Here is a 12046-nt window from a genome sequence, read left to right on the forward strand (position 1 = left end):
CGGCGCGCTGGAACCAGCGCAGCCAGCCCGCCCGCCCCCCGTCAGCGCGCGGCTTCCACCTTCATGCGGGGGTTGGGCGTCTCTCCGAACATCTCGGGCGCATACATCGCTTCCACCCGCGTCGGCGGGAGCGCGAATTCGCCGACGTTGTTCAGCCGCACGGTGTACTCGGCCGTGAGCGTTCCCTTCGACACGTACTCGTAGTAGCCGCGCCAGGCTTCGAAGCTGCGCTCTTCGTAGGCCATCCATCCGCTGCCGCCGCTGCCGCGCTTCTCGCCCTGCGTCGCGATCTCGGAGTCGCGCCCCAGGCCGTTGCCCAGGATGGTGGCGCCGCCGGGCACCGGGTCGGTGAGCACCACCCAGGTCATGTCGGCGGTGGAGGTCACCTCGAGCTTCACGCGCAGCACGTCGCCGCGGGTGTACCGGCCGGCCACTGCCTGCTCCACAGGCGTGACGGTCTTCCTGACGGTGTAGCCGGCGGAGAACGGTGCCTTGAGCTGCACGGCGGCCACCGACTGCAGCGTGAGCCAGGGCTTGCCGGTGCCCTGCTGCGTGACGGTGAGCGTCTCCTTGCCGCCCGTGGCGCTCCAGGGCAGGAACATGCCGTTGTTGGTGAGGTTCCCGGGCGCGGCGGGGGCGCCGAACCAGGTCGTCTGGTGCGGGGCGCCCGCGGCATCGGCGGTGGAGACGCGGCCCACCTTGCTCCAGTCCACGCTGGCGGTGTTGCCGCCCATCGCCGCGCGGGTGAAGCCGGTGACCGGCGTGGCCTCGAACTTCGCGCTGAATTTCTCCAGCGCCAGGCCGCCCCAGAGGTTGGCCGTGGTGGTGTGCCACGCCCCGCCCTGCTGGCGCGCGATGAAGCCGTTCGCCAGCCGGCCCATGTCGTCCTTCCACGCCGGATCGTCCATCACCGCCAGCATCAGGCGCGCGGTGTTGACGTCGCCGTTCTGCATCAGCCACCACCAGTAGTCATCCTGCTCGGTGCTGAACACCAGCTTCGTGCCCTGGTAGGACAAGCGTGACTTGAGGATCTGCGTGGCCTCGGCCAGGCGCTGCTCGCGCTGCGGCGCATCGGGCACGCGGCGCAGCACGTTCAGCCAGTCGATCACGCTGTGCGTGGGCCACTGGTTGGGCGCGACGGTGATGGACGAGAGCATGCGGCCCGTGGCCTTGCCGTAGCGCGAGAGCGCTTCGATCGCCGCGAGCTTGCGCATGTCCAGGTCCTTGCGCGGGCTCCAGAAGTCGCGCTGGATGCGGCCTTCGACGAAAGCGATCAGGCCGCGCTCCATCGGTGCGCGCACCTCGGGCGACAGCGCGAAGGCCGGGTCGAGGGACGAGGCCTCGTGCGTGGCCGCGAGCAGGTAGGCGGTGAGCGTGTCGCTGCCGCGGTTGCCGCTGCCCGCCTGCGGCGGGAAGTAGCTGGCGAGGCCGTCGCCGTCCAGGTAGGTGGGCAGTTGCCCCACGACGGCCTGCCAGAGCTTGCCGTCGCGCAGGCCCACGGCCTTGCTGGTCTTCTGCTCCAGGCAGAGGAACGGGTAGTTGGCGAACCAGTCGCGCACGCCCGGCAGGCCCTCGGCGAGCTTGGGCTGCACGGACATCTTCAGCCCGCCGCGGCCGGGGATGGCGTCGGCGGGCGGCTTCACGTCGATGCCGAAGCTGCTGTCCACCTGCACGAGGGTGGCCTGCTGCACCGTCAGCGGCACGGCCGGCACGAGCCGCTGCGTGGCCTTGAGCGCGTCGCGCGCGCCTCCGGCGCCGGGCGTGGTGTCGCGTGCCTCGATTTCCCAGAGGATGGCCTCGGCCCGCGTGCGCGCGAGCTGCGCAGGCGCGGTCACGTTCCAGGCCACCTCGCGGGATTCGCCGGCCGGGATGTCCACGGTCTGCTTGTCCAGGGTGAGGAGCGTGGCGCGCGGGGCGACCTCGACCTTCATGGCCGCCTTGGTGGTGTTGCGCAGCGTGAACTGGGCGCGGAACTGGTCGTCCTCGCGCACCAGTGGCGGCAGGCCGCTGATGATCTGCAGGTCCTGCGTGGCCCGGATGCTGGTGGAGCCGGTGCCGAACCGGCCCGTGCCCGCATCCGCCACCGCGACGATCCTGAAGGTGGTGAGGGCGTCGTTCAGAGGCACGGTGACCTGCGCGCGGCCATTGGCGTCCAGGCGCACCGCGGGCTGCCAGAGCAGCAGGGTGTCGAGCAGCTCGCGCGTCTGCGCGCGTCCGCCGCCGCCACCCGCCGGCACGGCCTTCCTGCCGTAGTGGCGCCGGCCGATGATCTCCATCTGGGCGGTGGAGGTTTCCACGCCCCACGCGCGCCGCTGCAGCATGGCGTCCAGCAGGTTCCAGCTGGTGTTGGGCATCAGCTCCAGCAAGGCCTGGTCCACCGCGGCCACGGCCACCTCGGCGTTCGCCGCGGGCTTGCCGTCGGGCAGCGTGGCGGCGATGGTGACCTGCGCCTTGCCGCGCACCGGGTAGCTCTCCTTGTCGGCCGTCACCTTCACCTCGATGCGGTGCGCTTTCGCACCCACCTTGAGCTCGGCCAGCCCCAGCCGGTAGGCGGGCTTGGACAGATCCACCATGGCCGTGGGCGCGACGTACTCTTTGCCCTCGTACCAGAAAGCCGTCCACCACTCGCGCGGTGCCTTGAAGCCCCAGGTGAAGAAGCTGTACCAGGGCACCTCGCGCAGCCGTCCGCGCAGCGCGAGCACGCTCACATAGACGTTCGGGCCCCAGCCTTCCTCGATCTTGAGCTGCACCGTCGGGTCCTGGCCATTGAGCTGCACCACGCGCATGTCGATGATGCCCTCGCGCTCCACGCTCACCAGCGCCGTGGCCTGGCGGAACGGCATGCGCACCTGCAGCCGGGCGGTTTCTCCGGGCTGGTAGCTCTTCTTCTCGGGCAGCAGGTCGATGCGGTCGTGGTCTTCGCCGCCGAACCACAGCTCGCCCTGCCGCGTCACCCAGACCGACGCGGCCGCTTCGGACTGGTTGCCGTCCTTGTCGCGCGCGGTGGCCACCAGTTCCACCTCGCCGGCCTCGTCGAGCCTGGCCTCGCACAGCACCAGCCCGCGGCTGTCGCTCTTGCCGGTGCACACGGTTCCGAGATCCTTGGTCTCGGTCTTGTTGTCGTAGCTGTAGAAGCCGCCCACCATGCGCTTGCGGCTGGTGGTGGTGATGCGGGCCACGGCCTGCACCTGCAGGGGCACGCCTTCCTGCACCTTGCCGTCCAGGCCGAGCGCCAGGGCCTGGAAGCGGATCTTCTGCGCGGCGGACACCCAGCCCTCGGTCTTGATGCCAGCCACCACCGCGGCGGGCCAGACCGTCTGCGTGCTGCGCAGGGTCTGCACCTCGCCGTTGGGGTCGGAGTACGTGGCTTCGAGCACCAGGTCCTGCGCGCGGCGGGAACTGGGAATGTTGTCGATCGCCACCTTGCCCGCGCCGTTGCGGTCGAGCGTCACGGCCAGCTTGTCGGCGATCACGCGCGCGTCGTCGGCAGAGGCGGGCTCCTCGTCATCGCCGCTGTTTCCGCCCTGGGGCTGCGCGCCCTTGCGGCGCGGCGGCTCGAAGCTGAAGGCATCGAAATCGGGGAACTGCAGCGGCTTGCCGCGCACCAGCGCCGACACGCGCACGGGCAGGTTGGCCGCGCCGCCGCCGGACACGTAGTTCACCTGCACGTCCGTGGGCACCGAACGGGGGCGCACCAGCGGCTTCTTGTCGGCCGGCGCGATGCGGCCTTCCAGCACGGGCAGGCGGAACTCCTCCACGCGGAACTCGCCGGAGGTGAAGCTGCGGCCGCGGCTGTCGTCATCGCCGCGCAGCTCGACGCTGTAGGCGCCCAGCTTGGCCGCGGGCGGCAGCGCGAAGGTGCTCTCGGCGCTCAAGCCCCCCGTGGGCGTGCGACGCCACTGCAGCGGCTGGGTGAATTGCTGGCCGCTGCCCACGTGGGTGATGGCGAGCGTGTGCGGCTGGGCGTCGGGCAGGCCGAAGCCCTGGCGGTTCTGCGTGCGCAGGATGTGCTTCATCGACACCGTCTCGCCCGCGCGCAGCAGCGTGCGGTCGAAGATGGTGTGCGCGATCTGGTCCGGCTCGGGCTGGCTGCTCGTGGGCACGTTGAAGCGCCACGGCTCGATGCCGCGCTGCCAGTCGCTCCAGGTGAAGGCCATGTCCTGCACGCCGTCGGCGCCCTGGGCGCGAGCGCTCACGAAGTAGGCATTCATGCCCTCCAGGCCGTCGCGGCCCGGGCACGAGGGCGGCTGGGGCGACAGGCCCTCGAAGCGCGCGATGCCCTGCGCGTCGGTGGTCGCGGTGGCCAGTTCGCGGCCGTCGCAGCCCGACACGCGCACGACCGCGCCCGGCACCACCTGCCCCTTGTCGAGCGTGGTGACCCAGGCCGCGGCATTCTCGCGCCCCAGCTTGAAGTGCACGCCCAGGTTGGTCACGAGCGCGGAGGTGCGCACGTACATCGTGCGCGCCGCGCCGTGGCGCTCGTCCAGCAGCGAGCGTCCCAGCATCGGCGAGGCGATCTCCACCACGTGGAAGCCCGGCGGCAGCGGAATGCCGACCACCTCGAACGGGCGGGGATCGCCGCTGGCCGGACGCGGAAGGTCCAGCACCTTGGCGCGGGGCTGTCCACCGAGCAGCGACACCATGCGCGACTGCACCGTGTCCTTGCCTTCGTTTTCCAGCACCGGGGGCAGCGGGCCACGCACGTCGCGGCCCGCCTCCCTGCGCGTCACCAGGTAGTCGTCGTACCGGCGCACCCGGCGGTACCACGCGATGATGTCCGCATCCGCGGTGGGCTGGAAGGTGCTCACCTTGCCCGCGGGCGCCGGCGTGGCCGCGGGGGCGGAAGCTCCGGGGGCGGCTCCGGCGGCCAGGCCCTGCACGCGCAGGTCCGCCTCGACATTGCGCAGGGTGACGGGCAGCAGCGCCGGACCCTTGTCCCCTTCCGCGAAACGCTCGACCACGCCGAACGGCGAGGCCGCGAACTTGGCCAGCGGCGGCATCGGGCCGGTGGCCACGGCCAGCGGGAAGCTGTCCGCATTGCGCAGCGGCCGGCCCGAGGCGTCCTTGAAGTCCTTGGGCAGCTCCAGCCGCATGGGGGTCTGCGGCGCGAAAGGCGGCATGAACTGCACGCCGTTGACCACCGTGTCGCCGTCGCCCTCGCCGTCCAGGAGCGGCTTGAGGGTTTCCTTGTCGGACTTCAGCCGGATCGCCTCGGCGAGCCTGCGCGGCACCGGCGCATTGAACGACAGGCGCATCGGCCGGATGGGCAGGCAGGCCGCCTGCGCGTTCTCGCGTTCGCAGCCGAAATCGGCGCTGAAGGGTTCGCGCACGGTGTAGCCGTAGCGGCGCTCCACGGTGTTGGGCACCCCGCTGGGGGTGGCCACGCCCTGGCCGTACACCAGTTGCACCTTGGAGCCCGACGTGAGCCGGCGGTTGCAGGCCAGCGACGCATAGCGCAGCGGCGCCTGCCTGGCTGCGCTCTCCAGGCGCAGCGAAGCCAGCAGCGCAGCGCGCTCCGCGCCCTCGATGAGGCGCACCGGAATGCGCTCGCCCACGCCCTCGGCCACGCACCAGACGTTGGCCTTCACGCTCTCCAGGGTGGCCGGGCCGCTCAGTTGCAGCAGGAAGAACTGCTCTTCGTCGATGGGCTGGTAGGTGCCGGGGCGCACGCTCTGCACGAAGGGGCCGCCGGTATTGAACTGGTAGCGCACCGTGCCCGACAGGGCCGCACCATTGGCGGACTTGAAGCCCGGCCGCGCGGTGGCCGTGCAGCGCGTGCCGGGCGGCAGGTCCGCCGCGAAGTCGTACACCCACTCGCGCTCGCCGGTCCAGCGACCCGTGCCCCTGGACGCATCGCCGCCGCAATCCACGGAGAACGGCGCGGGGGCTTTCGGATCGCCGAAATTCACGGCGGCGGCGTCGAACTTCACCACCACCTGCCGCACGCGGGCGACCTCGCCCTGCGGCGAAAAGCTGGAGACGGACAGGGCCTGCGCTGCCCCGGCCGAGGCCAGGCCCAGGAGCACGGCCAGCGCCGCGCGGACGAAATGCGTCGTTGTTGTCATGGATGTGAGAGCGATGGCGGCTGCGGGAGCGGCAAACCCCGGGAGGTTAGCCCATCGCCAGAAGCCAGGGCACGCTGCCGCCCGCTGAGTTGTAAACGGCCTACACGCCCCGCCCGGGGATGCCCGCACAATGGCGCGGCGCCCGAAGCGCACCCCACTCATGCCCGAAACGTCCACTTCCCGCCGCTGGGAGATCGATGCCGTGCGGGGACTCATGCTGGTCCTCATGACGGTCACCCATCTGCCCACGCGGCTCACGATGCCGCTCGGCCAGCCCTTCGGCTTCGTCTCCGCGGCCGAGGGGTTCGTGCTGCTGTCCGCCTACATGGCGGGCATGGTGTACGGACGCACCGCCGCGCGCCGCGGCATCCCGGCCATGCGACAGGCCTTCCTCCGCCGGGCCACCAAGATCTACGCCTGTCAGGCGGCCACCCTGCTCTTCCTGTTCACCGTGATCACCTTCATCGGCATCCGGGTGGACGAGCCGGCCATCAAGGGCCTGCTCACCTTCTACCTCGCCAAGCCGCTCGAAGCGCTGGTGGGCGGGCTGCTGCTCGTGTACGAACCGCCCCTGCTCGACATCCTGCCCATCTACGTGCTGTTCATGCTCGCGAGCCCGTGGGTGATGTCGGTCGGGCTGCGGCGCGGCTGGGCGCCGGTGCTGGCCGTAAGCACCGCGCTGTGGTTCCTGGCGCAGTTCGGGCTCTCGAAGGCGTTCTACGACGCCATCGACGCGGTGGTCCGCAACCCCATCCCGTTCCACGAGACAGGCACCTTCTCGATGTGGGGATGGCAGTTCCTCTGGGTGCTGGGCCTGTGGATGGGCGCGTCGCGCAACGATCCCGAAGCGCCTCCCTTCATCTTCCCGCGCTGGGCGGTGGGGGTGGCGGCGGCCATCGCGGTGGTGGGTTTCTGCTGGCGCCACGCGATCGGCCAGGTTCCCTTCGGCGACGGCCTGCCCGCCTGGAACCTGGCGTTCGACAAGTGGCAGCTGGGGCCGCTGCGGGTGCTCAACCTGTTCGCGCTGCTCGTGCTCGCGATCCGGTTCGGTCCGTCCCTGGCGGCGCGCATGCCGCGGCCACGCTGGCTGGAAACGCTGGGGGCTGCCTCCCTGCCGGTGTTCTGCGCGCACCTCGTGGTGGTGCTGCTCGCCATCAGCCTGATGGGGGCACGCTACGACCGGCCCTGGTGGCAGGACATCGCCCTGCTGGCCGCCTGCTTCGCGGCCCTGCACGCCGTGGCGCGGGTCAGCCTGTGGTGGGACAAGGGGCCGGACGAGGATGCGCCGGGCACCCGCCGCAGGCTGCTGCGCCTGCGGAGGCCCCTGCCCCCGGCGCTGTAGCGTGGGGGAAAGTCAGGGCCGCGCGCTGGCCCGGATGAGCCCGTCCGTACCCGGCCGGGCGGCCGTGGCGCCGCCCGCGGACACTGCGCCGTCGCCCACGTAGCTGCCGATGACGGCGCGCCAGAGGTCGTAGCCTGCGTCGTTCATGTGCAGGTGGTCGGCCCCGAACAGCTCGGCGCGCGGCAGGCCCTGCGCATCCAGCATGGGGGTGAAGATGTCGATGAAATCGCTGTTGGGCACCGTGCGCACGTACTGCGCCAGCAGGGCGTTGGCCTCGCGCATGCGCGGCAGCAGCGACAGCCGCAGCGGGCTGGGCTTGATGGAGATGTAGCTGATGCGCGTGTCGGGCAGCGCCTCGCGCACCGAGCGCACGAAGGGCTGGAAGCTCTCGAGCACCTGCTCGGGCGTACGCCCTTCCGCCAGGTCGTTGTCGCCCGCATACACCATCACATGGCGGGGCTGGTACTGCAACACGAGGTTTTTCACGAAGTACTGGCAGTCGGCCATGGTCGAGCCGCCAAACCCGCGGTTGATGACCACGGGCAGTTGCCGGAAATCCTCGCGCAGGTCGGTCCAGAGGCGAATGGTCGAGCTGCCGACGAAGAGCACGCCGCCCGCCTTCGGCAGGCCGGCCTTGTCCGCGGCCGCGAAGGCGTCCATGCTCGACTGCCAGCGCGCATAGGGCGCGGGAAGCGCAACCGCCGCCGAGGGTGCCGGCGTGGGCGCGGCCCAGGCGGCAGCGGCCGGCAAAAGCACTGCGCAGAGCACGGCCGCGGCAACGCGGCCAGGACGGAAACGGCGGGAAAGGCTCAGGGACATGGGCGGGTCACTCCGAGAAAGCAGCAGCGTGTGATCGATTGTCTGCCGCACCATTCCCTTTGGAACACAATTTTTACAAATTGAGTCGTCAAAGTTACAAATTACCCGGCCGTTTCCATGGTGCGGGTGCCTCCGCAGCGACGTGGCCGCCCACGCGGCCGCGACACTCATCCGGTGCCGCCCCGCCCGTTCACTGCGGCTGGAAGCCGCTCTCGCGGATGATGCGCGTCCAGGCCTGGGTGTAGGCGCGCTCGCGCGCCGTGAGCTGCTGCGGCGTCATCGGCGTGACCGTGAGGCCCATGGCCACCAGTTGCTCGCGCACGTCGGCGCGGGCCAGCACCCTGGCGAGGGCGTCGGAGAACTGCTGCACGGCCTTGGCGGGCGTGCCGGCCGGTGCATAGAAGCCGTAGTAGGGAAGATCCTCGAAGCCCTTCAGGCCCAGTTCGCCGAAAGTAGGTACATCCGGCAGCGCGGCCTGCCGCCGGTCCCCCAGCACGGCCACGATGCGGATCTTGCCGGCCTTGTGGTTTTCCAGGAAGTCCGGCACCGATCCGACGCCCGCCGCGATCTGGTTGCCCAGCATGTCGCCGATCATCGGCGCGCTGCCCCGGTAGGGAGCGGAGACCAGGTCGAGCCGGTAGCGCTCGCCGAGCAGCTTCACCAGGAACTCGGGCGTGGAGGCCGGCGCGGGAATGCCCACCGCGCTCTTGCCCCCCTGCGATTTCACCCAGGCCACGTACTCGTCGAAACTGCGGGCCGGCGTGCCGCCGGACACGGCGAAGGCGTTGACGAAGGTGGCCACGCCGCCCACGCCGATGAAGTCGTGCGCGGGATCGAAACCCGGGTGCTTCACCACCTGCGGCAGGATGGAGATGGTGTGGTCGTGCGTGAGGAAGACGGTGCTGCCGTCGAGCGGCGACGTCTTGAGCACCTGCGCGGCGATCTGGCCGCCCGCGCCGGGCCGGTTCTCCACCACCACCGGCACGCCGAGCACGTCCTTGAGCTTGTCGGCCAGCAGCCGTGCGATCGCGTCCGATCCGCCGCCGGGCGGGAAGCCCACCAGGATGCGCAGCGTCTTGCCGGCCTGCGCCCGGGCCGCGAAGGGAAGGCCCGCTGCCAGCGCGGCGCCGGCAAGGGAGGCATGGGAGAGCAGGCGGCGGCGGGACAGGGTCATGGAGGGGCTCCGGTCGGGAAGAAAACGAGGTGTTCAGCCCAGGCGCGCGCGGTGGCGCGCCAGCTGGGTGCGCACCTGGGCCGGCGCCGTGCCGCCCAGCGTGTTGCGGGCGTTCAGCGATCCGCGCAGGCTCAGGGCGTCGAACACGTCCTTCCCGATGGCCGGATGGAAGCCCTGCAGCACCGTGAGCGGCAGCTCGGACAGGTCCACGCCGTGGGACGTGGCGGCCTTCACGGCATGGGCCACGGTTTCGTGGGCATCGCGGAACGGCAGGCCCTTCTTGACGAGGTAGTCGGCCAGATCCGTGGCGGTGGCATAGCCCTTCTGCGCGGCCTGCTCCATGGCCTGCGGGTTGACGGTGATGCCGCCCTCCTTCCTGCCGGTGGCCGGGTCGCGCTGGCCTCCGACCATCTCGGCGAAGATGCGCAGCGTGTCCTTGAGCGTATCGACGGTGTCGAACAGCGGCTCCTTGTCTTCCTGGTTGTCCTTGTTGTAGGCCAGGGGCTGGCCCTTCATCAGCGTGATGAGGCCCATCAGGTGGCCTACCACCCGGCCGGTCTTGCCGCGCGCCAGTTCGGGCACGTCGGGGTTCTTCTTCTGCGGCATGATGGACGAGCCGGTGGTGAAGCGGTCGGCGATCCGGATGAAGCCGAAGTTCTGGCTCATCCAGATGATGAGTTCCTCGGACAGGCGGCTCACGTGCACCATGCACAGGCTCGCGGCGGCCGTGAATTCGATGGCGAAGTCGCGGTCGCTCACGGCGTCCAGGCTGTTCTGGCAGACACCTTCCATGCCCAGCGTGCGCGCCACGCGCTCGCGGTCCAGCGGATAGGTCGTGCCGGCCAGCGCGGCGCTGCCCAGCGGCAGCACGTTGGTGCGGCGGCGCACGTCCTGCATGCGCTCGGCGTCGCGGGCGAACATTTCCACGTAGGCCAGCATGTGGTGGGCGAAGCTCACCGGCTGGGCGACCTGCAGGTGGGTGAAGCCGGGCAGGATCACCTCCACGTTCTGTTCGGCCACATCCACCAGGGAGCGCTGCAGTTCCTTGAGCAGGTCGGCGATCATGTCGATCTCGCCGCGCAGCCAGAGGCGCACGTCGGTGGCGACCTGGTCGTTGCGGCTGCGGCCGGTGTGCAGGCGCTTGCCGGCATCGCCCACCAATTGGGTCAGGCGGGCCTCGATGTTCAGGTGCACGTCTTCCAGGTCGAGCTTCCATTCGAAGGCGCCGGACTCGATTTCCTGGGTGATCGTGGCCATGCCGCGCCGGATGGCGGCATGGTCGTCCGCACTGATGATACCCTGCGCCGCCAGCATGTCGGCATGCGCCAGGCTGCCGGCGATGTCGGCCTGCCACAGGCGCTTGTCGAAGAACACGCTCGACGTGTAGCGCTTGACCAGGTCGCTCATGGGTTCGGAAAACAGGGCCGACCAGGCCTGGGCCTTGGTGGCGAGCTGGTCTTGGGAAGGTTGCGCGGTGGGGCTGGAGGACATGGAGGGCAATAATCCGGAGGTTTCGGCCACCCGGAACGCCCGGATGCCGCGATGCAAGAGACCCAAATTTTATCGACCCGGCCCCAGCCCCTGGCAGAGCCCCCTCCGGAGGGGCTCGGCGGGCGGGCGCTCGTCTTCGATGCATGCCACGTCGGCGTGGTGCTGCGCGCCGTGCTGTTCGTGGAGATCGTGCTCGGCGTGGGCGCGATGTACGGCGCCGACGGCCCGGCCGCGTGGCTGGCCCGGCTGTCGCTGCTGACCGGCGGCGCGCTGCCGGCGACCCTGGCCTGGCTGGTCACGGCCTGCAGCCTCAAGACCCTGCTGCAGCGCCTGCCCGTGGCGCTGCAATCCGCGGCCGGCGTGGGCCTGGGGACGCTGGCCGGCCTCTACGCCTGCGGCATGCTGGTGCTGGTCGGCGTGCCCATGGAGGCACCCTGGCTGGCCAGCGCCGCGAGCGGGGCGCTGCTGTCGGCACTGCTCGTGGCGGCGCTGGTGCTGCGCGCCCGGGCACGCACGCCGGCCGCCACCACCGCGCGGCTCGGCGAACTGCAGGCGCGCATCCGGCCGCACTTCCTCTTCAATACCCTCAACAGCGCCATCGCGCTGGTGCGCGACGAGCCGGCCAGGGCCGAGGCCCTGCTGGAAGACCTGAGCGACCTGTTCCGCCATGCCCTGGTGGAACAGGGCGACTCCGCGACGCTGGGCGAGGAGATCGTGCTGGCGCGGCGCTACCTCGCCATCGAGGAAGTGCGCTTCGGGGAGCGCCTGCGCGTGCAATGGCTGCTCGACCCGCGCACCGACGGCGCCCGGCTGCCGCCCCTGCTGCTGCAGCCGCTCGTGGAAAACGCCGTCAAGCACGGCGTGGAGCCCTCCGCCCATGGGGGCAAGCTGCGCGTGACGACCGAGCTGCGCGGCAGCCGCGCCGTGGTCACCATCACCAACACCGTGCCGCCCGGCGGGGCCCGCGCGGGAGAGGGCGCACCCCGCGGCCACGGCATCGCCCTGGCCAACGTGCGCGACCGGCTGCGCCTGCTGCACGATGTGCAGTGCGATTTCTCGGCGGGCATGCACAATGGCCTCTACCGGGTACGCATCTCCCTGCCGGCGCATCCCTGACGCCCGCCACCGCGACCGACACCACCTCCTTGCGGCTCC

6 protein-coding genes are annotated in these 12046 nt (G+C 70.8%); 2 read left to right on the forward strand and 4 right to left on the reverse strand.

What is annotated here, in order from left to right; all coding sequences use genetic code 11:
* Nucleotides 1-41: 41 nt before the first annotated feature.
* A complete protein-coding gene (locus BLR99_RS14640; protein ID WP_074687327.1) occupies nucleotides 42-6065 on the reverse strand; it encodes an Ig-like domain-containing alpha-2-macroglobulin family protein in 6024 nt (2007 codons plus the stop codon).
* A gap of 160 nt (nucleotides 6066-6225) precedes the next feature.
* Between BLR99_RS14640 and BLR99_RS14645 the strand changes: the two genes are divergently transcribed.
* Nucleotides 6226-7407 (forward strand): OpgC domain-containing protein, encoded by a 1182-nt coding sequence (locus BLR99_RS14645; protein WP_041827351.1) that lies wholly within the window; start codon nucleotides 6226-6228, stop codon nucleotides 7405-7407.
* Between the two features lie 12 nt (nucleotides 7408-7419).
* Here the strand turns inward: BLR99_RS14645 and BLR99_RS14650 are convergent, their stop codons facing one another.
* From BLR99_RS14650 to argH, 3 genes are all read right to left on the reverse strand, one after another.
* Nucleotides 7420-8226, reverse strand: coding sequence for an SGNH/GDSL hydrolase family protein (locus tag BLR99_RS14650; RefSeq protein WP_074687329.1), 807 nt, complete (start codon nucleotides 8224-8226; stop codon nucleotides 7420-7422).
* A 190-nt stretch (nucleotides 8227-8416) separates the two neighbouring features.
* Nucleotides 8417-9400, reverse strand: a complete 984-nt coding sequence (locus BLR99_RS14655) for a Bug family tripartite tricarboxylate transporter substrate binding protein (RefSeq protein WP_017438619.1) — start codon at nucleotides 9398-9400, stop codon at nucleotides 8417-8419.
* A gap of 33 nt (nucleotides 9401-9433) precedes the next feature.
* Nucleotides 9434-10891, reverse strand: coding sequence for an argininosuccinate lyase (gene argH / locus BLR99_RS14660; protein WP_011795075.1), 1458 nt, complete (start codon nucleotides 10889-10891; stop codon nucleotides 9434-9436).
* 51 nt (nucleotides 10892-10942) lie between these two features.
* Here argH and BLR99_RS14665 point away from each other — a divergent pair, with 51 nt between their 5' ends.
* Nucleotides 10943-12007: a sensor histidine kinase gene (locus tag BLR99_RS14665; protein WP_011795074.1), complete on the forward strand. Its 1065-nt coding sequence runs from the start codon at nucleotides 10943-10945 to the stop codon at nucleotides 12005-12007.
* Nucleotides 12008-12046: the final 39 nt, after the last annotated feature.

Origin of the sequence: Paracidovorax citrulli, from assembly GCF_900100305.1 — a bacterium.
GTDB lineage: Bacteria > Pseudomonadota > Gammaproteobacteria > Burkholderiales > Burkholderiaceae_C > Paracidovorax > Paracidovorax citrulli.